The sequence below is a fragment of the Streptomyces sp. NPDC012637 genome, assembly GCF_042954805.1.
Lineage (GTDB): Bacteria > Actinomycetota > Actinomycetes > Streptomycetales > Streptomycetaceae > Streptomyces.
Genome location: NZ_JBIBDS010000007.1, coordinates 95,872 through 118,945 on the forward strand (window position 1 = coordinate 95,872; position 23,074 = coordinate 118,945).

At 74.1% G+C, this 23,074-nt stretch carries 17 protein-coding genes; 14 read left to right on the forward strand and 3 right to left on the reverse strand.

Annotation, left to right across the window (positions count from 1 at the left end; genetic code table 11):
* Positions 1-3 precede the first annotated feature (3 nt).
* The 10 genes from ACFY8W_RS26290 to ACFY8W_RS26335 all read left to right on the forward strand — a co-directional run bounded on the left by ACFY8W_RS26290 (position 4) and on the right by ACFY8W_RS26335 (position 13,876).
* Positions 4-831 carry a WecB/TagA/CpsF family glycosyltransferase gene (locus ACFY8W_RS26290; protein WP_391109901.1) on the forward strand — a complete coding sequence of 276 codons (828 nt, stop codon included), beginning with the start codon at positions 4-6 and terminating at the stop codon, positions 829-831.
* Positions 828-2,297 (forward strand): oligosaccharide flippase family protein, encoded by a 1,470-nt coding sequence (locus ACFY8W_RS26295; protein WP_391109903.1) that lies wholly within the window; start codon positions 828-830, stop codon positions 2,295-2,297. Before ACFY8W_RS26290 ends, ACFY8W_RS26295 begins: the two co-directional genes overlap by 4 nt.
* Positions 2,294-3,793 carry an O-antigen ligase family protein gene (locus ACFY8W_RS26300; protein ID WP_391109906.1) on the forward strand — a complete coding sequence of 500 codons (1,500 nt, stop codon included), beginning with the start codon at positions 2,294-2,296 and terminating at the stop codon, positions 3,791-3,793. The genes ACFY8W_RS26295 and ACFY8W_RS26300 overlap by 4 nt, the downstream gene beginning before the upstream one ends.
* Before the next feature lie 15 nt (positions 3,794-3,808).
* Complete coding sequence (locus ACFY8W_RS26305; protein ID WP_391109909.1) at positions 3,809-4,894, forward strand: glycoside hydrolase family 113; 1,086 nt, start codon at positions 3,809-3,811, stop codon at positions 4,892-4,894.
* A gap of 109 nt (positions 4,895-5,003) precedes the next feature.
* Positions 5,004-6,137: a glycosyltransferase gene (locus ACFY8W_RS26310; protein ID WP_391109911.1), complete on the forward strand. Its 1,134-nt coding sequence runs from the start codon at positions 5,004-5,006 to the stop codon at positions 6,135-6,137.
* Between the two features lie 296 nt (positions 6,138-6,433).
* Complete coding sequence (locus ACFY8W_RS26315) at positions 6,434-8,419, forward strand: ATP-binding cassette domain-containing protein (protein ID WP_391109913.1); 1,986 nt, start codon at positions 6,434-6,436, stop codon at positions 8,417-8,419.
* Between the two features lie 294 nt (positions 8,420-8,713).
* Positions 8,714-11,749, forward strand: coding sequence for an alpha/beta fold hydrolase (locus tag ACFY8W_RS26320; protein WP_391109916.1), 3,036 nt, complete (start codon positions 8,714-8,716; stop codon positions 11,747-11,749).
* Positions 11,750-11,868: 119 nt separating this feature from the next.
* On the forward strand, positions 11,869-12,060 hold the full coding sequence (locus ACFY8W_RS26325; protein WP_391109919.1) for a hypothetical protein: 192 nt from the start codon (positions 11,869-11,871) through the stop codon (positions 12,058-12,060).
* A 46-nt stretch (positions 12,061-12,106) separates the two neighbouring features.
* Positions 12,107-12,937, forward strand: a complete 831-nt coding sequence (locus ACFY8W_RS26330; protein WP_391109921.1) for a proline hydroxylase — start codon at positions 12,107-12,109, stop codon at positions 12,935-12,937.
* A gap of 99 nt (positions 12,938-13,036) precedes the next feature.
* Entirely contained in the window at positions 13,037-13,876 is an 840-nt protein-coding gene (locus tag ACFY8W_RS26335; protein WP_391109924.1) for a PhzF family phenazine biosynthesis isomerase, read from the forward strand.
* A gap of 14 nt (positions 13,877-13,890) precedes the next feature.
* Here the strand turns inward: ACFY8W_RS26335 and ACFY8W_RS26340 are convergent, their stop codons facing one another.
* From ACFY8W_RS26340 to ACFY8W_RS26350, 3 genes are all read right to left on the reverse strand, one after another.
* The gene (locus ACFY8W_RS26340) at positions 13,891-14,367 is read right to left on the reverse strand and encodes an Atu1372/SO_1960 family protein (protein ID WP_391109926.1); all 477 of its coding nucleotides are present in this window, start codon (positions 14,365-14,367) and stop codon (positions 13,891-13,893) included.
* A 108-nt stretch (positions 14,368-14,475) separates the two neighbouring features.
* Positions 14,476-15,501 carry a hypothetical protein gene (locus ACFY8W_RS26345; RefSeq protein ID WP_391109929.1) on the reverse strand — a complete coding sequence of 342 codons (1,026 nt, stop codon included), beginning with the start codon at positions 15,499-15,501 and terminating at the stop codon, positions 14,476-14,478.
* Positions 15,502-15,544: 43 nt separating this feature from the next.
* The gene (locus ACFY8W_RS26350; protein ID WP_391109932.1) at positions 15,545-15,754 is read right to left on the reverse strand and encodes a hypothetical protein; all 210 of its coding nucleotides are present in this window, start codon (positions 15,752-15,754) and stop codon (positions 15,545-15,547) included.
* A 544-nt stretch (positions 15,755-16,298) separates the two neighbouring features.
* Between ACFY8W_RS26350 and ACFY8W_RS26355 the strand changes: the two genes are divergently transcribed.
* From ACFY8W_RS26355 to ACFY8W_RS26370, 4 genes are all read left to right on the forward strand, one after another.
* Positions 16,299-18,062 (forward strand): hypothetical protein, encoded by a 1,764-nt coding sequence (locus ACFY8W_RS26355; RefSeq protein ID WP_391109935.1) that lies wholly within the window; start codon positions 16,299-16,301, stop codon positions 18,060-18,062.
* A 5-nt stretch (positions 18,063-18,067) separates the two neighbouring features.
* Positions 18,068-19,837 (forward strand): FHA domain-containing protein, encoded by a 1,770-nt coding sequence (locus tag ACFY8W_RS26360; protein WP_391109938.1) that lies wholly within the window; start codon positions 18,068-18,070, stop codon positions 19,835-19,837.
* Complete coding sequence (locus ACFY8W_RS26365) at positions 19,834-21,480, forward strand: protein kinase (protein WP_391109941.1); 1,647 nt, start codon at positions 19,834-19,836, stop codon at positions 21,478-21,480. Before ACFY8W_RS26360 ends, ACFY8W_RS26365 begins: the two co-directional genes overlap by 4 nt.
* 62 nt (positions 21,481-21,542) lie before the next feature.
* On the forward strand, positions 21,543-23,054 hold the full coding sequence (locus ACFY8W_RS26370) for a hypothetical protein (protein ID WP_391109943.1): 1,512 nt from the start codon (positions 21,543-21,545) through the stop codon (positions 23,052-23,054).
* The last annotated feature ends 20 nt before the right edge of the window (positions 23,055-23,074 follow it).

Here is a 23,074-nt window from a genome sequence, read left to right on the forward strand (position 1 = left end):
CCGATGCCGCTCCCTGCTCCCGGATCGCCCCGCACCCTGCCGACCGCGCGTCTCATGGGCATGCCGATCCATGCGGTGACGCTGGACCAGGCCGTCGACCGGGTCTTCGACGCCCTGGCGGACGGCCGGGGCGGGACGGTGCTGACGCCGAACGTCGACATCCTGCGGCAGTACCGGCGCTCGCCGGAGCTGCGGCGGATGTTCGAGCACAGCGAGCTCGTCGTCACCGACGGCATGCCGCTGGTGGTCGCCCTGCGGATCCAGCGGACTCCCGTGCCCGGCCAGGTCACGGGCACGGACATGCTCCGCGGGCTGGCCGCGGAAGCGGGAGCGCGGGGCCGCTCCATCCTGCTGGCGGGAGGTCGCCCCGGTGAGGCGGAGCGGGCCGCGGACCGTCTCCGGCGGACGAGTCCGGGGCTGCGCGCCGAGACCTACCCCTGCTACGTCCGGCCCGACACCATGGCCGCGGAACTGGCGGCCCTCTCGCGCACGCTGGTCGCCGCCTCCCCGGACATCGTCTTCATCGGCCTGCCCTTCGCGAGTCAGATCTCGGTCATGGCCGGGATGCGCGCCGCGCTGCCGGGCACCTGGTTCGTCGGTGTGGGCTCGAGCTTCGACTTCGTGAACGGCGACCGCTCGCGTCCCCCGGAGCTCGTGCGGAGGCTCTGCCTCGAGTGGGCGTGGCGGCTGACGAGGCAGCCCTGGCTGTGGCGCCGCTACCTCGTCGACGGGGTTCCCACCACCGCTCGGCTGGCCGTCGCCGCCCTTCGGCTGCGGTGGCGGCGCGACGCGTCGCCGACGGCCTCGGCCGGCAGCCCGGCACTGCCATGAACGTCGGCACCGAGGCGGCCTCCGTGTCCCGCGAGGTGTCCCGCGAGCCGACCGGGCGCAGTCTGATCGCCTCGGCCTCGTGGATGACCGGAAGCCATCTGCTCGCCCAGGCCTTCGCCTACGGATCGCTGATCTTCCTCGCACGACAGCTGCCGCCCTCCGGCTTCGGCACCGTCGCGGTCGGCACGGCCGTCGTCTACATCGCGACGCTGCTCGTGGACCACGGCACGTACGGCGCCATCATGGTGCACCCGCACCTCACCCGGACCTACCTCGTCCGCGCCTTCTGGCGCTGCTTCCTCGTCGGCGCGGCACTCGCCGCGGTGATGGCGGCGGCCGCGGGCCCCCTGGTGAGCACCTTCGCGAACGGCGGGGACGCGCCCGCCGTCGCGCTGCTCGCGGTCTGCCTGCCCCTGCACGCGATCTCCCTGATCCCCACGGCCCTGCTGCACAAGTCGATGCAGTTCCGGCGGCTCGCGGGTGCGACGGCGACCGCCAACGTCGTGTCCGCGGTGGTGGCCGTGGTCGCCGTCCTGGCCGGCGCGGGCATCTGGTCGCTGGTGGCGCGCCAGGTGGTGCTGTTCGGCATGCTGGCCGTGCTCACCACGGCGCTGTGCCTGCCCGGTCTCCGCCGCCGGCCGGCGTTCCCGCCCGCCTCCGCCGCCCAGGCGCGCGAGCGCACCGGCGACCGCTGGTTCTTCCTGTTCGGCGTCACCCTGATGCTGGCCGCGAACATCGACTACCTGGTCGTCGGCCTGTCCAGCGACGCGAGTCTGGTCGGCCTCTACGCGCTGGCCTTCACGATCGCCATGGCGCCCTCGACGCAGTTCTCCGAACAGGTCGGCAAGGTGCTCTTCGCCGCCGCCGCGTCCAGCCCCGAGACCAGCGGACAGCGGACGGTGCAGTCGGTCCGGCTGATGTCCGCGCTGCTGTTGCCGCTGCTGCCGGTCGGCATCCTGCTCGCGCCGGTGCTTCTTCCGGCGGTGCTGGGGCCCGAGTGGACGGGCATGGTGGCCGCCTTCCAGGTGCTCTGGGTGGCCGGCATCGGCTACGCCATCGACAACTGCATCGGCGAGGCGCTGTCCGGTACGGGACAGATCGCCTTCCGCGCGAAGGTCATGGCCGCCCGGTGCGTCGCCACCGCGACCGCCCTGTGGGTCCTCGTGTCGGTCGACGGGATCCGCGGGGCCGCGCTGGCGCACCTCGCGGTCTTCGTGCCGTACGCGGCGGTGTACGCCACCGTCGGGGCGCGGCTCGCCGGAACCTCCGGCCGCGAGCTCTGGCGCGCGCTGCGCCCGGTCGTGGCCGCGGTGGTGTGGCAGCTGGTGGTGACCGCCGCCCTGCTCTTCTCCCTGCGGGCCGCGGGGATCTCCTACGGCGTCGCCGTCTGCGCCGCGGGCGTCGCCGGACTGGCGGTGTCGGGGTTCCTGCTGTTCCGGCGCCTCGGCAGGAGGAGGTCGCCGTGACCCGGCCCGTGGCCGGACGGCTCCGGCCGTACGTGCCCGCGCCGCTCGCGTCGCGACCGGACCGTCGCGTCGTGCGCACGGCGTGTGTCGCCGTACTGGCGGCGGTCGCGTTCGGGGCCCTCCTGCCGGGTGACCCGCTCACGGCCGTCGGCGCGCTCGTGGTGATCCCGCTGGCGTTCGGGGCTCCGGTGGCCGCCCTGTCCGTGCTGATCGCCGTCACGGTGCTGGTGCCCTTCGAGGCGCAGGACCGGTTCTCCCTCGTCGGCGGGTCCGGCCGGCCCGGGCTGCTGCTCGTCGACGTGCTCATGCTCCTCGGTCTGTGCCGGGTCGGATGGCTCGTCCTGTCGCGCAGGCTCGGGCTCGACACGCCGCTCCTCGTCGCCGCCGCCGTCGCACTGGTGCTCACCGCGGCCCTGGGCTGGGGCATCGCCCAGGGAGCCGACGTGAGCGAGGCGGGCCACGAGACCCGCCGGGTGATGCTCGGCGTGGGTGCGTTCGTCCTGGCGTGGCCGGTGGTCCGTGACAAGGCGGCCCGTCGGCGTCTCGAAGGGGCACTGATCGGCCTCGGCCTGGTCCTGGGGGTCTGGGGGCTGGTCCAGTGGGGCTTCTCCATCGACTACACGAGCGCCGCCGACGTCGGCATACGCCGCGGAGTGGACCTCACCTCGGCGGGCCGCGGCTCGCTGCAGGGCGGGCTGTACGCGTACCCGGTCGCCGTGACGCTGGCCTGGGCCGCGCTGGTGTCCGGGCGCGTGCGGTCGGTCCCGCTCCGGTGGCTGCTGGCGGCGGTCGTGTGCCTGAACGCGGTCTGTCTCTGGCTGACGTACGAGCGGACCTTCTGGGTGGCCACGGCGGTGGCCTGCACCGCCGTGGTGGTGATGTCGGGTGCCCGGGCACGGCGGAACGCGGCGAAGTGGGTGCCGGTCGGTGCCCTGTCGCTGCTCGTGTTCCTCGCCGTCATCGCACCCGGCGAGATCCGTACGGCCCTGGAACGCGTGGTCTCGGTCAACCGGCTCGAGATCGACGAGTCCTACTCGTACCGGGTGATCGAGTCGCAGGTCGTCCTGGGCGAGATCCAGGGCCGGCCCCTGACCGGATCGGGCTTCGGCGCCACGATCACCTGGGGCAAGGAGGACACGTTCGCTCCCCTGACGACGCCGTTCATCCACAATGGGTACCTCTGGCTCGCGTGGAAGATCGGGGTGCCCGCGGCGGCCTTCCTGGTGTCCGTGATCGTGGCGGCGGTCCTGCGGCGGGGCCCGCCGGGTGAGGACCCGCGGCTCCGCATCCTCCGGATCGGCAGCCGGGCGGCCCTGCTCTCGCTGCTCCTCACCACCGTGACCTTCCCGGCCTTCAACACCCTCGGCGTCACCGCCGTGACGGGACTGCTGGTCGCCGTCTGCTTCTGCGGTCGCGACGACGCCGCGGCGGGACCGCCGCAGGCGCCCCGCAGCGGTGTGCCGGAACAGGCCCGCCCGCGGGCGGGACCCGGGTGAGGAGGCGATGCGCCCGTGCCGGTCACCGGCCGTTCCCCTCGCTTCCGTCCGCCCGGCGCCCTGACGCGCCGCGCACGGTGCCTGGCCGGCGCCGTGCTGGGCGTCCTGCTCCTCGCCGCGGTGCCGTCCGGTTCCTCCACCGACGCCGTACCCGGCCCGGTGCAGGAGCGGCAGCACGGCTTCGCCCTGCCCACGTACTCCGCGGACGGCTACGACGACGCGCGGGTACTCGACGACCGCCTGCGGCACCTCGCCGACGTCGGCGCGGGATGGGTCCAGATCACGCCGACCTGGTTCCAGAGCAGCGCCGACGCCCACGAGGTCACCCGGGCGCCCGCCGGCGCGGTGTGGCAGACGCCGGACGACGCCGGTGTGCGGAACGTGATCGCCCTGGCCCACGCGCACGGCCTGAAGGTCCTGCTGAAGCCGCATGTCGACCTGCCGGACGCCGAGAGCCGGAGCAGCATCCGGCCACGCGACCACGCGGCGTGGTTCGCCTCCTACACCGACTTCATCACCCACTACGCGCGTCTGGCCGCCGGCAGCGGCGCGGAGCAGTTCGCCGTGGGGACCGAGCTGGAGGGGGTGTCAGGGGACAGGGACGAGTGGCTGGACGTCATCCGGGCCGTACGGGCCCACTACCCGGGACCCCTGCTCTACGCGGCCAACTACGACGAGTACCCCCGGGTGGCCTTCTGGGACGCCCTCGACCTGATCGGCGTCGACGCCTACTGGCCCGTGAGCTCGCGGCCCACCCGCGACGTGGGCGCGCTGGAACGGGCGTGGCGGCCCATCCGGGAGGAGCTGGCGGCGTTCGCGGCCGAACGCGGTCGCCGGATCCTGTTCACCGAAGCCGGCTACGTCAGCCAGCGCGGGTCCACCACCGCTCCGTACTCCTGGACCATCAGCACGACGCCGGACCAGGCGGAGCAGGCGGCCGGCTACGAGGCGCTGCTCTCGAGCTTCCGGGACGAGCCCTGGTGGGCCGGTGTCTTCTGGTGGGTCTGGGACGTCACGCCCCACGGCAGCCCGGACGACGAGCTCGACTACACGCCGCGGGGCAAGGCCGCCGAGGAGGTGGTGCGCCGATGGTGGACGTGACCGGCGCCCCGGGCGAGACGACGGACCTGCTCGCCGTCGGAGACGTGCACCGCGCGGACCGGTTCTCCCGCTGCGCGGCCCCACCGGGAAGGCGGACGTGATGGCGGACATGCAGGGAACACACGGAACGCAGGGAACACAGGGCACGGAGGAGACGCAAGGCACGCAGGAGACGCAGGAGACGTGGCAGGCCCGACGGGGCACCGAGCCGGCCGTCGAGCTGGACGTCGTCATCGCGACCCGCGACCGCCCGCCCCACAAGCTGGCGGCCTGTCTCGACGCGCTCCGGCACCAGACCTTCCGGCACTTCGGCGTGATCCTGGTCGACGACGGCAGCCGGGTCCCGCTGGCGCGTCGCCTCGCGTCCTCCCGCTCGGAACGCCCCGACCACCCCGGCCACGCCGGCTTCCCCGGTCTCCCCGACCTGCCCGACCTCTCCGTCCGGGTCGTCCGCAACGAGGAGTCGATCGGTCCCGGCGCGAGCCGCAACCGGGGCGTGGCCCTCTCGGAGGCACCGTACGTCCTGTTCATCGACGACGACTGCATCTCCCATCCCGAACTGGTCGCCCGGCACCACGCCGCGCTGGACCGTGCCGCCGGGCCCGCGGTGTCCCTCGGCCCGATCCTGGCCCCGCCCGGGCGGCGCATGCCGCCCTGGACGCACTGGGACGCCGACCGTCTGGGCCGCGAGTACGCCCGGCTGGGCCGCGGCGAGAGCACGCCGGCATGGACCCACTGCTACACCGGCAACCTCGCCGTCCGCCGCGCGGACTTCCGGGCCGTCGGCGGGTTCGACGAGCGGCTGGCCCGGCAGGAGGACGTCGAACTCGGCTTCCGGCTCTCCCGCCTGGGCTGCCGCTTCGCGTTCGACCCGGTCGCCGTCGTCTGGCACGACAGCGACCGCACCCTCAGGACCTGGACCCGCATCCCCGCCCGCAGCGCACACTTCGACGTCCTCATCGACCGGCTCGTGCCGGACTCGCAGCGGCTGCCGTCGGTGCGCGAGGACCTGCTGCGACGGCACTGGCTGCTGCGCCTCGCCCGTCGGGTCTGCCGTCCGCCGGCGGCCCGCCGGTGCGCCGTCACCGGCGCGATCGGAGCAGGGTGCCTGCTCCACGCCCTGCACGCCGACCGCCCGTCGCTGGCGGCCTTCAGCCTGGTCTGGGATCTCGAGTACACCCATGCCCTGGCGGAGGCGACGGCCGCCTCCCCGGGGACGTCCCCGGCACCGCAGTCGCGGTGACGGCCCGAGTGCCGCCGCCGGCCTGAGGATCGTGTGACTCCCCGTCGCGCCGTCCCGTCCGGAGGTCCGGACGGGACGGCGACCCGTGGGCGGACCGTGGGGAGACGAGACCGTCGGCGTTTCGGTCACCGCACCGGACGGCCTCGACGCCCTGCCCACGCGGGTCGGTGCATCCGGCACGAACACCTTTTCGCTCAACCACGGGCCGGAGGCCACGTCTGAAACACGTGTGTTCGAGCCCGGCCGCGGCGTCGTTACACCGTGCGACATCCCAGCCCGCTCTGTTCGGAGGCCGAATGAACAACGCCGACAGCGACCCACTGGCAGCCGCCGCGAGCCCTCCCTCGGAATCGGAGCGGTTGCTCTTCGGCGGCGAGCTCACCTACGACTACGGCTGGGGTGCGCACGACGGTGCCTGGCTGAAGCTGAGCCTGCGCGCCATGGCCGTGGCGCTCCCCCGGCACGTATCGCTCGCCGTCCGCCTCGCCCGCGAGGCCGACCGACGGGCCCTCCTCACCGTCGCGCTCACCGAGACCGCCCGTGGAATCGCCCAGGCGGTCTCGCTCGTCGCGGTGAACGCCCTGCTCGTCGAGCTGCTCGCCTCCGGCGACATCACCGCCCGGCTGCGCGCCGCCCTGCCGGCGCTCGCGCTGGTCGCCGTCCTCGGGGTCGTCGGCTCCGTCTGCAAGTCGGCTTCGGCCGCCGCGACCGGCATCCTGGAGCCGAAGGTCCAGCGGGTCGCCACCGAGCGCTACCTCGGCCTCGTCGCACGGGTGGAGCTGGAGGCGATCGAGGACGACGCCTTCCACCGGCTGATGGACTCCGCCCAGTGGGGCGCGGACTCGGCCCGACGGATGGTCGGCTACTGCACCGCCGTCGTCACGTCCGGGATCTCGCTGGTCGCGGCGGCAGGGGTGCTGACGGTGCTGCACCCCGTGCTCCTTCCGCTGCTGATCTGCATGGCGCTGCCGAGCGCCTGGGGTTCGCTGACGATGGCCCGGCACCGGTACGTCAGCTGGCACCGGTTCGTGCAGCACGTGCGCGCCGCCAAGCTCATCGGCCAGCTCCTCATCGACCAGCGGGCCGCGGCCGAGGTCCGCGTCCACGACGTGGCGCCGTTCCTCCTCGCGCACTTCCGGAAGATGGCGGAGACCAGCGAGGGCGAGCAGACCCGGCTCTCCTGGACCGGTGCCCGCACGGGCCTGTACGCGGACTCGGCGCGCGGCATCGCCACCGTCGTCACCTACGGGGTGCTGGGGCTGCTGCTGTGGAACGGGCAGACGGCACTCGCGGTGGCGGGCACGGCCGTGCTCGCGATCCGTTCGGGATCGGCGAGCATCACCGACCTCGTCCTGCGCGTGACCGACGTCCAGGAGGAGGCCATGTTCGTCGCCGACCTGGAGACGCTGTGCGACGAGGCCGTACGGCGCGCCATTCCCACCGGCGGACGCGACCTCCCCGAGGACGTGGCCGAGGTCCGCTTCGAGAAGGTCACCTTCACCTACCCCGGCGCGGACGAGCCGTCGCTCCAGGACGTCGACCTCGTCATCCCCACGGGCAGGACCGTCGCCCTCGTCGGAAGGAACGGTTCGGGCAAGTCGACCCTGGTCCGGCTGCTCTGCGGAGGCTGGCTCCCCGACTCCGGCCGGGTCCTGTGGGGCGACGTGGACACGGCCGAGGCCGACCGGGCGCAGGTCTTCGACCGCGTCGCCATGGTGGCCCAGGACTTCTACCACTGGCCGTTCACCGCCCGCGTCAACATCGGCATCGGCCGCAGCGCCGCTCCCCTGGACGAGGCCCGGATCGGCGCCGCCGCCACGTACGCCGGCGCCGACGAGGTCGTCGGGGACCTCCCGCGCGGCCTGGACACGCTGCTCTTCCGCGGCTACAAGGGCGGGCAGGAGATCTCCGGCGGCCAGTGGCAGAAGATCGGCCTGGCCCGCGCCCGGTACCGCGACGGCGCCGTCCTCATCGTGGACGAGCCCACCAGCGCGCTCGACCCGGCCGCGGAACAGCGCGTGTTCGACCAGATCCACGAGCTGGCCGGCAGCGGACAGACCACGATCCTGATCACCCACCGCCTCCACAGCGTCCGCCACGCAGACCTGATCTACGTCCTCGACGAGGGCCGGATCATCGAGCGCGGCACCTTCGACGAACTCATGGACCCGGCCACGGGCACGGGGGCGTTCAGATCGGCGTACGAACTCCAGGCCCGGCAGTTCCGGCACGCCCAGGTTCCGCGCCAGCCCGGCTCGGTGGAAGGGGAGGTCCTGCAGTGACGACGCCTGGGTTCCCGGCCCGCCACGTACGATGCGGACCTGGGCGGACGAGGGTGCCGGGCGGGTGACGACGCGCACGCGGCGGCGGCTCCCGCGCCTTCCTCGTCCTGCGACCCCGCCGGCGTCCTCCGGCGGGGTCGCCGGCCGGGTCCCCGTGACACCGCCCTTCCCGATCGCCACCTGTCTCGTTCTGGCTCCTCCGGTCGTCCCTCATGCATCATTGATGAGACAACTGCTTCATCTGCGATCGAAATGACTCTCCTTCAGCACCCTTTGTGATTGCGGAGGTTCGCGATGACGTCGACGCGCGTCCACCTCGTGCTGGTGCACGGGCTGTTCTCCTCCGCCAAGGTCTGGAAGGCTTTCGAGGCGCTCATCGCGGACGACCCCGAGCTGGCCGGATGGGTCAGCGTCCATCCCTTCCAGTACGACTCCCCCTTCGTCCGGCTGCGGCCCGACCGCAGGGTCGCCGAGACCGACGACGTGGCCGACCAGCTGGGAACCTTCCTGGAGACCGAGCTCGCCGACGCCGAGCGCATCGTGCTCGTCACCCACAGCCAGGGCGGGCTCGTCGTGCAGCGGTTTCTGGCGCGGAAGCTGTGGAACGGCGAGGGCCGCGAGCTGGCGCGGATCCGGCACTTCACCATGTTCGCCTGCCCCAATACCGGGTCCGGCTTCTTCCTCACCGTGCGCAAGGCGCTCAGGCTGTGGCGACACCCGCAGGAGCAGCAACTGCGGCCTTTCGACCGGGCGGTGACGGAGGCTCAGCGGACCGTCCTCAGCTCGGTGGTGCACGCGCGCGAGTACAGCGACAAGGAGTGCCCCATACCGGTCCTCGCGTACGGAGGTGCCGCCGACGAGATCGTGCCGCCGGTCGTGGCGCGCGGCCTCTTCCCGAAGGGCGGGGTGGTCACCGCCGACCACTACAGCATCGTCCAGCCCGCGGACCGCACCGCCTCCTCGTACCAGGCCGTTCAGCGCGCCCTCCTCAGGGTGGCCCAGGAGGCCCGGCAGGAGCAGGGGGAACAGCGGACGCAGGTGGAGGGAGGGACGCCTGAGGCGCGAGGGGGCGCGGGCTCGGACGGCCGTCCTGCCGGCGACGTCGGCCCCGTCGGCAAGGAGGGGGCCGGAGCCCAGGGCGGGGCCGGGCCCGCCGCCGGCCTCGCCGTCCCTCCGACGCCGCTGCCCGATCCCGATCTCGGCCCCTTTCCGCCGCCGCCCTACGGGCAGTTGTCGGACGGCCAGTTGAAGGGCAAGGACCGCAAGAGCCTCGTCGCCCACCTGTCGTCCGACGAGGCCCGCCAGCAGGTGCACGTGGTCGCCGGTCTCGGCGGCTCGGGCAAGAGCCGGGTCGCCCTGGAGGTCGCCGACCGCGCCCGGCGCGCCGGCCACCGGGTCTGGTGGGTGTCGACGGCCGAACTCAGCCTCCGCATGCGGATGATCGCCCGCGACCTGGGCGCCCCCTCGATCACGGTGGAACGCGCCTGGCTCGTCGGCAGGGCCATGGACCTGGTGTGGACGCTGCTCGACGACTGCCCCGACCCGTGGCTGCTGGTCCTCGACAACGCCGACGACCCGGAGCGGCTCGGGCCGCCCGACGGCCCCGTCTCCCTGGGCACCGGCTGGCTGCGCACGCCGAAGAACGCCAAGGGCACGGTCCTCGTCACCAGCCGGGTGCGCAGCCGGAACGCCTGGGGTGACGCGAGCCGCGTCCACCAGGTCCTGCCGCTGGACGAGAACGACGGCGCCTCGATGCTGCTGGAGCGGACCGGGGGCCTCGGCGGGACCAACGAGGACGCGCGCCGTCTGTCGCGCCAGCTGGGCGGGCTGCCGTTGGCCCTGCGCCAGGCCGCGGACGTGATCAAGGCCGTCCACGAGAGCCGGATCCGGCTGGACAGCGACATCAGGGACTTCGAGACCTTCCGCCGTGCGGTCGACCGCGTGCTGGAGCCCCGCGGCGACACCGCCGCGGCGCAGGACGGGCCGCCGCTCAGCGAACTGCTGGGCCGGGAGATCGTGGAGAAGGTCTGCGGTATCGGCATGGACCTGCTGAGACAGCACGAACTCCCCCACGCTCCCGCCCTGTTGAAGGTGTTCGCCTGCCTGAGCATCGCCCCGATCCCGTACCGCTGCCTGCTCTCCGGCCCTGCCCTGGCCGAATCACCGCTCTTCCCCGGCGCCCCCGGGTCCCTCAGGAAGGCGCTGAAGGGTCTGGAGGAGCTCGGCCTCGTGGACGCGTACGAGCGCGAGGACGTCACCGACCGCGACCTGTCCGGCGTGCTCACCCTTCATCCCGTCGTCCACGGCGTGCTGCGCGAGGACGAGGAGGTCCGGCAGCGGCCCGCCGAGCACTACGGCCTCGCCCTGCGCCTGCTGCTCTCCGCCACCCGTCTGCGCAATCCCGACCACCCCGCCAACTGGCCGTTGTGGGCGGCGCTCTCGCCGCACGCGCTGGAGGTCTCCCGGACCTGCCTGCTGGGCGACCTCAGACCGGACGACCGCACGGTGCGCACCGAAGCCCTGGAGCTGGCCCGGCTCACCGCCCGCTACCTCATCGCGACCGGACTGCTCGGCCCCGCGTACGCCCTGGTCTTCCCGCTGGTCGAGCGCTGCGCCTCGTACGGCTTCGACCCCGACGACCGGGAGATCCTCGGCCTGCGGCACGAGCAGGGCCGCATCCATCTCGACCGGGAGCAGCTGGGCCTGGCCGAGGAGGTGCTCAGCCGGGTCGTGGCGGCCAGGACCGCGATCCTGGGCGAGAACGACGCCGACACCCTCGCCAGCCGGCACAAGCTGGCCCGCGCGATCAACGAGCAGGCCGGGCGGGAGGGCGAGGCCGAGGTGCTGCTGCGCTCGATCGTGGAGGCGGAGAACCAGGTCCGCGGGCCGGAACACTACGACACGCTCGTGGTACGGCACACCCTGGCCCGGACCATGCTGGCCCTCGGCATGCACGACGAGGCCGAGGCGGAGGCCCGGCAGATCCTCGCCATCAGCCGCCGCAACCACTGGCCGCCCGCCACGCCCGAGACCCTGCGGGTGCGGGAGACGCTGACGCACGCGCTGCTCGCCCAGGACCGCGCCCAGGAGGCCGAGGCGGTCATCGGCGGGGCGCTGGGCGACGCCTCCCAGCCCCAGGACTCCAACCTGGTGATGCGGCTGCGCTACACCCACGTCCTCGTCCTGCTGGGGATCCGCGGGCGTACGCCCGAAGCGGTGAAAGCGCTGCGCGCACTGGTGCACGACCTCGACCGGGTGGTGACCTCCGAGCACCCGTTGTCGCTGCAGGCCAGAGGGACGCTCGAGCGTGTACGGGAGATGCCGACCTGAAACCTCCTCCGGCGGACGGCCGTCGGGAAACTTCACCGGGCACGGCGGGCTTGCGCGTAGCCTGACGGTGCCTCACCCTGTGTGACGCGTCCCTTCCCGAAACGTTCGGAGGTCCGCCGATGACTTCTCGCCCCACCGACCCCTACGACGACGAGTCCCTGACGTGGGGGGCACCGGGGAGCGAGCTGGAGGAGATGCAGGCCGAGTTCGGCCGGCAGGTCGCGATGGAAGCCCTGGAAGCCGGACGCCAGGCACTCGAACTCGACGCGAAGACCGCGTTCCGCACCACGAGCGGAGCGCATCCCGGATAGGCGCCGTTGTTTTCCGCTGTCTTTCTGAATGTCGGGGGGCCGACGAATGACGTCAGGGAACTTCACGCAGGATCTGCCGCCGACCGCCTTGCACGATCCGTTCTTCCGCGCGGCCAGCGCGCCCGCCTTCACCCGTGAGCTGCTCACCGGCCTCGCCGCCGGGAAGTACGCGGCGGTCCGGGTGCCCGGTTTCCTGTCCGGGGAACGGTGTGCGGAGGTCCTCGCGGCCTTGGAGGGGCGGGAGTTCGACTCGTACGGGAAGGCCCGCGTCCAGCCCCGGGTGATGCGGTTCGGTGTGGGGATCAGCGACCACATGGCGGCCGGCGGGGTCGCGGAAAGCTACTGGAAGGCGCTGGAGGGCCATCACGAGGCCTGGCGAGGTCTCGGGCTCTCCTTCGATCCCTTCCTCGCCTGCCGGGAGGGGCTCGGCGCGCACTGGCCGGGTGGGGTCGCGGTCGGCAGCCGGGGCGGACGGGAGCTCGGCGCCGGGGTGGCCCGGGAGCCCAACGACGGCTTCCGGGTGCATTTCGACGACTCGCTGCGCGAGTACGAGGAGGATCTCCTCGACGCGCCGCTGATCGGCCAGTTCGCCTTCAACCTGTACGTCAGCGTGCCTCCTTCGGGCGGCGAGACGGTGCTGTGGCGGCACCGCTGGCAGCCCGAGGACGAGGCGTACCGGCTGCCCGCCTCGTACGGCTACGACGAGGCGGTGGTGCGGGGCGCCGAGTCCCTGGAGATCGCCCCGCGGGTCGGCGAGGCGCTGCTCATCGATCCCCGCTACTTCCACGCGGTACGGCCCAGTCGTGGAGCACGCAGAATCGCACTGGGATTCGCGGTGGGCCTCACGGCGTCCGGACAGCTGCTCACCTGGGCCTGACCACTCCCTCCGACCTGCCGCTTTCCAGCCTCCTGCCATCAACTCCCTTGTGGTACACGAGCTTTGACGACGGCGTGACGGAGCGGATACGTTCGGCCGATGGACATCCTGCGCTATGTGGCCTTCAGTACCGACCCGCTCGGCGGGAACCCGGCGGGAGTGGTGCTGAACGCCACGGGCGTCGACGAGTCGACGATGGCCGCCACCGCGGCGGAAGTCGGCTACTCGGAGACGGCGTTCGTCGTCCCCCGTTCCGACGGGACGCTCGCCATCCGCTACTTCAGCCCGCGGACCGAGGTGCCCTTCTGCGGCCACGCCACCATCGCCACCGCCGTGGCCCACGCGCAGCGGCACGGCGTCGGGAGGCTCCTGCTGCACACCCAGGCGGGTCCGGTCCCGGTGACCACGTCCACCCGGCCGGACGGCACCGTCGTCGCCACCCTGGTGAGCGTCGCGCCGCGCACCGAGGAGATCACCGACGCCGATCTGACCGAGCTGCTCGCCGCGCTGCGCTGGTCCGCCGACGACCTCGACCCCGCGCTGCCGCCCCGGGCGGCCTACGCCGGTGCCTGGCACCCCGTGATCGCGGCCGCCGCCCGCACCCGCCTCGCGGACCTCGACTACGACATGGCCGCGCTGGGTGCCCTGATGGCGCGCCGGGACTGGGCCACCGTCGCCCTGGTCCACCGCGAGTCGGACACCGTCTTCCACGCCCGCAACCCCTTCCCGCCCGGCGGCGTCGTGGAGGACCCGGCCACCGGCGCGGCGGCCGCGGCCCTCGGCGGCTATCTGCGCGCGCTCGAACTGGTCGCGCCTCCCGCCGTGCTGACGATCCATCAGGGCGTGGACATGGGCCGGCCGAGCCTGCTGACCGTCCGTGTCCCGGCTGAGCCGTCGAGCGGCATCGAGGTGACGGGCACGGCGGTGCGCATCGGCTGAGCGGGCGTCCGCGGTCAGGGCCTGTCGTCCCCGGCGATCTGCAGCACGATCTCGATCTCCACGGGCGCGTCCAGCGGCAGGATGTCCATGCCGACCACGCTGCGCGCGTGTCGGCCGGCCTCGCCGAACACGTCGAGGAGCAGCTCGCTCGCCCCGTCGACGACCGCGGCCTGCCTCACGAACCCGGGTGCCGAGGACACGTACCCGACGACCTTGACCACCCCGACGACCGACTCCAGCGGAGCCACCGAGTCGGCGGCGGCGAGCGCGGCCAGCGCGCACTGCCGGCTCAGCTCCTTCGCCCGCTCGGGCGACACCTCCGCGCCCACTCGGCCCGTCGCGGTCAACTCCCCTCCGGTGAGCGGGATCTGACCGGCGATGAAGACATGGCTGCCACTGCGGACGGCGGGCACGTAGGCGCCCTTGGGGGCGCTCACCTCCGGCAGCCGCAGCCCGAGCCCGGCGAGCCGCTCGCGGATGTCCGTGCCCATGGCCCCTCCTCGTGGCTGGTGACGGGCTCATCGTGCCACCGCGCCGCACGCGGCGGCACCGTCTCACCGGTTGTGCCGACGGGCACAGCGCGGTTCTGCTAAGGGCCCCTAAAGGACGCGGACTCCGGACGTCTGGGGCGTCCGGGCCGGGGCGGGTGCGAGCTGGCCGGTGGCGGCGAGGGCCAGGCGGGAGAAGAGGGTGCCGGAGAAGCCGAAGAGCAGGGCGATCGCGAGCGAGATCGGTCGCGTGGGAGCACCCCAGGAGTTCTCCAGGAAGACCTGGCCGAGGAGGTTGAGTTCCGGGTCGGCGAGCATGCGGACGAGCAGCAGTCCGCCCGGCGCCGCGAGCGCTCCGCCCACCGGTGCCAGGACGAGCACGCCCCAGGAGGACGGCCGCTGGGCGCGCATCACGCCGACCAGCGGTGACAGGAAGCCGCCGAGACCGCCGGCGAGCATGGACAGCCGGTGGTCGAAGACCAGTCCGGTCAGCAGGACCGCTCCGAGGCCGGTCAGCGCCAGCCAGAGCGCGGTCCGCTGGAGCTCGTACTCGCGCTCGAAGTCGCCGTCCTCCGTGTCGTGGATCCGCTCGGTGGCGGCGACGAGGATCGCCCGCTCCGCCGCGGCGTCGCCCGCGTGCTCGGCGAGTTCCCCGGCGATCCGGTCGTTGACGGGGCCGGGGTCGGCGGCGAGACGGAGCCGGAGACCACGGGCGCGCAGGGCGACCTCCTCCGGCCCTTCCAGGCGCAGGAGCCGGGTCTCGGCCTCGTGCAGGGTCCGCCAGGCGGAGGCGAGTTTGGAGAGCGGGATGGCCAGGACCCAGTGCCGTCGCAGCAGTCGCCACACGACCTGCCCGTTCCGGTCGAGCTCGTCCAGTCGTCCGGTGACCGCCGCGAGGGCCGAGGTCGAGGCGGGCGGCGGCTGCGGTGAGGACTGCGAGGACGGGTCGGACCCCTCGGCCGCCAGGGCCGCGGTGAGCACCGCCACGCGGGCCCGGCAGTCGCCGATCCGGGCCTGGAGCAGCCGGTAGCGAGGGGCGGCGATCAGTCCCCGGCAGGTGATGTACACCACGATCAGATAGCAGGCGCAGACGATCCACAGCGCCCAACGGCCCTCGTCCAGGAAGTACTTCCCCATGCTCTCCCCCTTCGTCTGCCGCTGTCAGCCCTGTCAGCCGCTGTCAGGCACCATCTGCCGGCATCGCGGCGCGGCGCGCCGGGAAGAAGGCGCGGCCCACCTCGTACCCGTGCTCCTGCGTCGCCTGGGCGCGACGTCGGGCGGACCGGACCGTCGTGAGTCCGACGCGCTTCTCGCACAGCCTGATGTGGTGGATGTGCGGGACGCGCGGGACCTTCAGGCGGAGCCCGGCGTCCGGTTCCTCGGTGGTCATCCGTACGGTCCCGAGGCCTGACCTCATCCGGTGTCCCTCCACCCGCAACGCCGCGAGGGTCGTCGCCTCCGCGCCGACGGTGCGGAGCGAGTCGGCCAGTCGCCGGGCCGGCCGGGGGCAGGGGTCGGGGTCGGGCGCACAGCCCGTCTGGTACGCCCCCTGAACCCGCCGTCCGAGAGCACGAGGCCCCGTGCGCCGTTCCGGTGCGACCCTTGCGCGAGGGGCCTGTAAGCCCTGTCCCCGACTCACGTCCGCACCCTACCGCCGCGGGTCTCGCCCGGCGTCCCGCCGGAGGGGGACGGTTTCCCGGCAGGCGAGCGTTTCCGGCCATCTCCCTGTTCCCTCGGTGCCCCTCGGGGCTTGCGTGAGTCGGGCATCAGCCCCTATAAGGATCCTGCAGGCATCGGTTGGGATGGCCGGAATGGCACCCACGCCGCCGACCAGGGGGACCCTCCACTTCCCGCCGGGATCAGCTACGTGTGAACGCGGACCGACGGAGAACGTGAGGCAAGCCATGCCCGAGAACGACGCCTATCGCGATGCCATGACCCGACTCGCGGTCGACCCGGCATTCGCGGCCCAACTCGACGGCGACACGGACGAGGTGGCGCGAAGACTCGGCCTGACCTCCGAGCAGGTCGGCGAACTGCGCAGACTGCGCGTGGAGTCCGGCACGGCCGACGGTCCCGCCACCCTCGACGCGCGTCTGTCCAAGTCGTCGCTCTTCTTCGGCAACGCGGCACACGCCCTCGCGGACGTCGACGTGAACCTCGGCCACGTCGCGCCGGACGCCGCTGCCGCGGACGCCACGGTGACGCCGCACGTGGACGCCGCAGAGCCGGGCGACCCGCGCGAGCCGGCCGCCACGCTCGACGCGGCGGCGGCGGACGTCGGCAGCCTGCTCGGCGACGCGCTCGCCGAGCAGGGCCTGGGCGACGGGGGCTCCCTCCTGGACGACCTCGGCGGCGCCGACGGCTTTGGGGGCGCGAGCGACTTCGGCGGCATCGACGGCTTCGGGGGCGCCGGCGACTTCGGGGAGTTCGGCGACTTCAGCTCCTTCGGCGACCACGGCCCGGGTGGGCTGGGGGTCGACGGGCCCGGTGGGCTCGGTGGCGAGGGTCATGGCCCCGGCGGTTTCGGCGAGGGACCGGGTGACGGCTTCGGCGGCGGATTCGGCGGGGGCGACGGCTTCGGCGACGGGCGGGGCGACGGCTTCGGCGGCGGATTCGGCGACGGGCCCGGCGGTGGCGGGTTCGGTGACGGGCCTGGTGGCCGTGGCGGCGACGGGCCCGGCGGCTTCGGCGGGGACGGTCATGGCCCCGGCGGATTCGGCGAAGGACCCGGCGACGGCCACGGCGGTGGCGGGTTCGGTGACGGACCGGGTGGCTTCGGCGGTGACGGCCCCGGCGGATTCGGTGGCCACGGCGGTGACGGCTCCGACGGCTTCGGCGGTATCGGCGGCGGGTTCGGTGGCGCGGGCGAAGGCGGGTTCGGCGGCCACGGCGGTGGTTTCGACGGCGGCCCCGGCGACGGTTTCGGCGGTGCTGACGGCGGTGCCGGTGGCTTCGGGCACGGCGGCGTCTACGAGCGCGGCGAAGGCGGCGACTCCGGTGGCGGACAGGGCGGCGGCAACTCCGGCGGAGGCGACTCCGGCGGAGGGAACAGCGGCGGTGGCGACTCCGGTGGCGGCAACAGCGGCGGCAGCCAGGAGAACGAGCGGCGGCCCGGCCACGGCGGCAGCGGCGGAAGCGGCCAGGGCGGCGACAGCGGTGGCCAGGGCGGCGGCAACTCCGGCGGTGGCGGCCAGGGCGGCGGCGGTGGCGACACCGGCGGCAGCGGCGGCACCGGTGGTGGCCAGGGTGGTGGCGACACCGGCGGCGGAGGGGGCAACGGCGGTGACGGCGGCAGCGGTGGTGGTGACGGCAGCGGCGGCACCCCCGGCAACAACAGCGAGGACAACGGCCGCGGCCGCCCCGGCACCCCCAGCGGCGGCGAAGGCGGCGGCGAGCCCGGCGAGAGCGGCGGCAGCCCCGGCAACAACAGCGAGGACAACGGCCGTGGCCGCCCCGGCACCTCCGGCGGCGGGGAAGGCGGCGGAGACTCCGGAGGCGGCGACGGAGAGAACGGCGGTGGCCGCGGTGGCGGCCGTGCCGACACGCCCGCGCCCGACTCCGGCGGCACGGGCAGCGGCGTGCTCCGCCCCGGCGGCCCCGGCGGGCTCGACCGTCTCGGCACCCACCTGGACACCGGCCACCGCACGCCCGGCGGCCTCGACGGCGGCGCGTTCCGCGGGCCCGGAGCGGTCTGAGCCGCATGCTGTGCCACGCCTGCCGCGTCCATGTGCGGCGCGACTTCCCGTACTGCCTGCGCTGCGGCACGCTCCGCCGCGGCGCGGCCCCGACGTCGTTCGCCGCACCCCAGCTGCGCGGCCTCGACGACGCCGGACTGCTCGTGCCGCTCACCCGGCAGGTCACGACGCTGGGCCGCGACGCCGGCAGCGACGTCGTCCTCTCGGACGGCAGTGTGTCGCGTCGCCATGCCCGTGTCGTCCGTGACGGTTCGGGCTTCAGGATCGAGGACCTCGACTCGTTCAACGGCACCTCCGTCGCCGGAGTGAACCTCCACGGCGGGTCGGCGCGGCTCGACGACGGCGCCGAACTGTCCGTCGGCGACGTCCGCATGGTGTTCGAGCAGCCGAGGGACCCGCGGATCGGCTCCCGGACCATGGTGGTCGGCACCCAGCTCACGGAGCTGCCGGCGGCCGTGCCCGGGCAGGAGGTGCCGGAGGCCGCCGGTCCGCTCACCGCGCGGCCCCGCCGCCGCAGCGGGTGGGCGCTGAAGCAGGTGCCGGCGGACGGGCAGCGGGAACCGCACTGGGTGCTGAACAACACCCGTACCGGCGTGTACCTCCGGCTCGACGAGCGCGAGGTGTTCCTGTGGAACGCCGTCGACGGCGAGAACACGGTGCGGGACCTGCTGTTCGCGTACGCCGACCGCTTCGGCGAGCTGGCGCTGCCGCGGATCGAGGCCGCGCTCGCGACGTTCGCCCGCGCGGAACTGCTGCGCGGCCTGCCGGGCCATGAGGACGAGCGGGACGGCACGCGCTGGCGCCGGTTCCGGCGGGCGGTGTACCGGGCCCTGCTCAAGATGGAGGTGTCCGTTCCGGGCCTCGACGGCGCGGTGAGCCGCCTCTACGGCGGCTTCGGCTGGCGGTTCTTCACCCGTACCGGGGTGGCGCTGGTGTGGCTGTCGGTGGTGGGCGGTCTGGTGGCGTTCTTCGGCGTCGCGCAGGGCCGGCAGCATCTGCTGGACTTCGGCGGGGCCGGGGTCTGGGGCCCGGTGGCGCTGGCCGCCGGGTACATATCGGCCCTGGTGGTGCACGAGCTGGCGCACGCGCTGGCGGTGAAGTCGTACGGGCGGAAGGTCCGGCGCGGCGGCTTCATGATCATGATGGGGATGCCGTTCGCGTTCGTGGACACGAGCGACATGTGGTTCGGCACCCGCTGGTCGCGGGTCGTGGTGGCGCTGTCGGGGCCGGTCTCGACCGCCGCGCTGGCGGGCTGGTGCGCGGCCGGCGCGGCGTACCTGCCCGTCGGGCCCGTCTCGGCCGTGCTGTTCCACCTGGCCTTCGGCCTCTATCTGAACACCTTGTACAACTTCAATCCGCTGATGCCGCTGGACGGTTACCAGGCGCTCACCGACGCGCTGCGCGTGCCCCGGCTGCGCGAGGAGGCGAGCGCGTACTTCCGCAAGGGGCTGTGGCGTGACCTGCGGGCGGGCCGCCGGCCGGGGGCGCGGCAGGCCGGGATGGCCGCGTACGGCCTCGCGGTGGTCGTCGGGACGTACGGCTTCCTGGTCCTGGCCCTGCTGGCCTGGCACTCGCGGCTCGGGGAGTGGCTGAAGGGGCGGGTCGACCCGCCGTGGGACACGGTGATCGTGGCGGTGGTCGTCGCGCTGGTGGCGTTCCCGGTGTGGGCGGCGCCGGTGCGGTGGCTGGTTCGAGTGGTGAAGCGGCGTCGCGCGGCGGCGGGCACGAGCCCGGTGCGCCCGGCGGACGGCGTGGCCGTGGAGGGGGCGGCATGAACGGGATGCAGGATGTGACAGGCGGGGACGGCGGCTGGTCCGTGCCCGGATACGCGGCCGTGCGGGCGCTCGGCCGAGGCGCCGGAGGCCGGGTCGTCCTCGCGCGGCACGAGGCGACGGGCGTGCCCGTGGCCATCAAGTACCTGAGCGAACGGCTCCACGGGGACCGGGGGTTCCTGGCCCGCTTCCGCGCCGAGGCACGGCTGCTCGGCGACCTGCGGCACCCGTGCGTGGTGCGGCTGTACGAGTACGTGGAGGCCCGGTCGGGCGCGGCGATCGTCATGGAGGCGGTGGACGGGGTCACCCTCCGCGAGATGCTGCGCGCGCACGGGGCGACGGGCCCGGAGGCGGCCCTGGTACTGCTCAAGGGCTCCCTGCTCGGCCTCGGCGCCGCCCATGCGGCGGGGGTGGTCCACCGCGACTACAAACCGGAGAACGTGCTGGTGCGCGCGGACGGTTCGAGCGCGCTAGCCGACTTCGGCATCGCCGTGCGCGCCGGCCGGGAGGCGGAGGCGGCGGGCACGCCTGCGTACATGGCGCCGGAGCAGTGGGAGGGCGAGCCGGCAGGTCCGGCGAGCGACGTGTACGCGGCGGCGGCCGTGTTCTACGAGTGCCTGACCGGCCGGCGCCCCTTCCAAGCCGACGACCTGATCGCGCTGCGGCTCCAGCATCTGCGGGCACCCGTCGCGGTGGAGGACGTACCCGAGCCGTTGCGGGAGCTCCTGCGCAAGGGCATGGCGAAGGAGGCGGCGGACCGGCCCGGCATCGAGGCCTTCCTCGCCGGGCTCGAACGTGCGGCCGTCGAGGGGTACGGCGCGGGTTGGGAGGAACGCGGGCGCCGCAGGCTCGCCGGACTCGCCGCCCTGCTGGCTTTGTCGTTCCCGTTCGCGGTGACGGGCGCGGTCCACGAGGCGACGCCGGCGCTGACCGTCCTCGGCCGTCTGAAGCGCCCCCTGTGGCAGGCGGCCGTGGGCGTGGCCGTGCTGGCCGTGGCAGCGGGCGGGATCACGGTGGCGACGGCGCGTCCGGACGACACGACGACCACGGTGGCCACGTCCGTACCGTCGGGCAGGCCCGTGGCGTCCGGCTTCCCTTCGGCATCGTCGTCGTCCGCCTCGCCCTCGGCGTCGCCGTCGGCGAGCACGGCCTCTCCGACGCCGAGCGGTTCGCCGTCCGGCAGCGCCTCGGCCGACCCGTCGCCGAGCGGCACCACACCGGCCCCGGCCACCGGCGGCACGCCGACCGCGGCCACCACGCCTCCGGGCGGTGGACCCGGACCCGCGCCCTCGACGACGCGTCCTGCCCCGACGGCCACGACCCCGGCTCCGCCGTCGGCCGGCACGGTCACGGTCTCGATCGGCTCCGTGCGCCGTGCGGCGGGATACCGGCTGGTCGCCGACGTGACCATCACGACCACCGGCACCGGGCCGCTCACGGTGACCGCGGACTTCTACCGCAACACGCCCGCCAACTCCTACGGTTCACAGTCCCGTCGGCTGTCGGGCAGCACCCAGTACTCGGTGACCTTCGAGGGCGACTTCTCCAGCAACCCGTGCCGGGGCACCTGGTACGTCGCCGTGCGGAGCAGCCCGCAGTCCGCGAACGGAGCGCAGACGGCCTCCGCGGACGCGCCCCCGTGCTGAGAGACGTGAGGGACCCGAGTGATCTGAGGGACCTGAGTGAACACCGAGGAGAACAGAACACGATGACGACACCCCCGACACCCGCCACGGTCGCCGGGCGCGCCCTGTCGGACTGGTCGCGTGACGGGCGGTTCGGCACCTGGCACGCCCTGGTGCCGAACGGCGACGGCGAGCCGCCGCACGGTGCGCTGCGGATCGACCGGGCGCTGCTCGCTCCGCAGGGCGCGCGGCAGCGGCTCGCGGCCGCGGTCCGCGCGGTGGCGAAACTGCGGCTCCCGGGCGTGCCGGCCACGGTCGACCTCGTGGCGGAGGCCGGGGACGTGTGGCTGCTCGTCACCCGGCCCCCGGTGCGCACGGTCGCCGACCTGCTGGCCGAGGGGGCGCCGGGGCTGGACGAGGGCAGCGCGGCGAGCGTGCTCAACGAGACCGCCCAGACCCTGCTCGCCCTGCACGCGGCCGGACTGGCCCACGGTGCGCTCGCGCCCGACCGGGTCGTCCTCGCCCCGGACGGCACGGCCCTGCTCGCGGAGGCCGCCCTCGCCACGGCACTGGCCGCCGACGTCCCGGCGGCCACCGCCCGACAGGACGACGTCACCGCGTGGGCCGCACTCGCCCGTACCCTCGCCACCGCCTGGGCGACGCCCGGCACACCCGCGGCGGAACTGTTCGCCCGCTGCGCGGACGCGGCCGACTCCGGCGACCTCACCACGGCGCGCACCACCCTCACCACCGGCCGCGCGGCCCTCCCCCAGGACTTCCTCCGCCGAACCGCCCTGCGTACGGCGGCCGCCGCCGCACTGGCAGAGCTGACCCGCGGCGGGCAGGCGGCCGACGCGCCGGCGCAGGAGGGCGCGGGCGACGACGAGGCGCCGGACGGGGCGGCACCGGAGGGGGCGACGCCGGAGGGCCCGGCGGCCGACACCGAGGAGACGGTTCTCGGGCGGCGCGGTCAGGTCCGGGGGCCCGCCGCCGTCCCGGGTGACCAGGCCACCGTGCTCAGCAAGCGGAACCAGAGCCCGACCGCCGCACCCGTCGAAGTCGCTGACGGCGGTCACGGCGGTGAGAGTGAGGACGGCGAGATCCTGCTGCGTTTCGGTCCCGGGGTCCCGCTCACCGAGGAGGACGCCCTGCGTGCCCTCTGGGCCGCCCCGAAGGCCGGCCCGGTGCGGAAGCGGCGTCGGCGCGCCGGGCTGCTCGGGACCGTGGCGGTGCTCGCGGCGGTCGCCGTGGCCCTGTGGCTGCTGCTGCGGCCGACGGCCGGCCCTACGGTCACGGCGGCCGAAGTCACTGCGCCGACACAGGAGTTGAGCTGTGGCCAGACCGCCGAGGTGACCGGTGTCGTGCACACCGACGGCCGCGGCGGGCCCATCACCTACCGCTGGCTGCGCAGCGACGGCCGGCAGTCCGAGGAGCTGACGCGCACGGCCCGCCGCGGGGAGCACGAGGTGACCGTGCACCTGCAGTGGACGGTCCGCGGACCCGGCCTCTTCCGTGGCACCGCCCGCCTCCAGGTCCTGCGCCCGGCGGGCTCCCCCGTCGAGGCCGAGGGCAGCTTCCGTTACTCCTGCGCCTGACCCGCACCGGGTCCCGAGCC

What these genes read in the sequence shown, in the direction of transcription:
- ACFY8W_RS26290 (WP_391109901.1), top strand. Translation starts at nt 4, where the DNA reads ATGCCGCTCCCTGCTCCCGGATCGCCCCGCACCCTGCCGACCGCGCGT.
- ACFY8W_RS26310 (WP_391109911.1), top strand. Translation starts at nt 5,004, where the DNA reads ATGCAGGGAACACACGGAACGCAGGGAACACAGGGCACGGAGGAGACG.
- ACFY8W_RS26365 (WP_391109941.1), top strand. Translation starts at nt 19,834, where the DNA reads ATGAACGGGATGCAGGATGTGACAGGCGGGGACGGCGGCTGGTCCGTG.
- ACFY8W_RS26355 (WP_391109935.1), top strand. Translation starts at nt 16,299, where the DNA reads ATGACCCGACTCGCGGTCGACCCGGCATTCGCGGCCCAACTCGACGGC.
- ACFY8W_RS26370 (WP_391109943.1), top strand. Translation starts at nt 21,543, where the DNA reads ATGACGACACCCCCGACACCCGCCACGGTCGCCGGGCGCGCCCTGTCG.
- ACFY8W_RS26295 (WP_391109903.1), top strand. Translation starts at nt 828, where the DNA reads ATGAACGTCGGCACCGAGGCGGCCTCCGTGTCCCGCGAGGTGTCCCGC.
- ACFY8W_RS26345 (WP_391109929.1), bottom strand. Translation starts at nt 15,501, where the DNA reads ATGGGGAAGTACTTCCTGGACGAGGGCCGTTGGGCGCTGTGGATCGTC.
- ACFY8W_RS26320 (WP_391109916.1), top strand. Translation starts at nt 8,714, where the DNA reads ATGACGTCGACGCGCGTCCACCTCGTGCTGGTGCACGGGCTGTTCTCC.
- ACFY8W_RS26325 (WP_391109919.1), top strand. Translation starts at nt 11,869, where the DNA reads ATGACTTCTCGCCCCACCGACCCCTACGACGACGAGTCCCTGACGTGG.
- ACFY8W_RS26315 (WP_391109913.1), top strand. Translation starts at nt 6,434, where the DNA reads ATGAACAACGCCGACAGCGACCCACTGGCAGCCGCCGCGAGCCCTCCC.
- ACFY8W_RS26340 (WP_391109926.1), bottom strand. Translation starts at nt 14,367, where the DNA reads ATGGGCACGGACATCCGCGAGCGGCTCGCCGGGCTCGGGCTGCGGCTG.
- ACFY8W_RS26330 (WP_391109921.1), top strand. Translation starts at nt 12,107, where the DNA reads ATGACGTCAGGGAACTTCACGCAGGATCTGCCGCCGACCGCCTTGCAC.
- ACFY8W_RS26350 (WP_391109932.1), bottom strand. Translation starts at nt 15,754, where the DNA reads ATGACCACCGAGGAACCGGACGCCGGGCTCCGCCTGAAGGTCCCGCGC.
- ACFY8W_RS26335 (WP_391109924.1), top strand. Translation starts at nt 13,037, where the DNA reads ATGGACATCCTGCGCTATGTGGCCTTCAGTACCGACCCGCTCGGCGGG.
- ACFY8W_RS26360 (WP_391109938.1), top strand. Translation starts at nt 18,068, where the DNA reads ATGCTGTGCCACGCCTGCCGCGTCCATGTGCGGCGCGACTTCCCGTAC.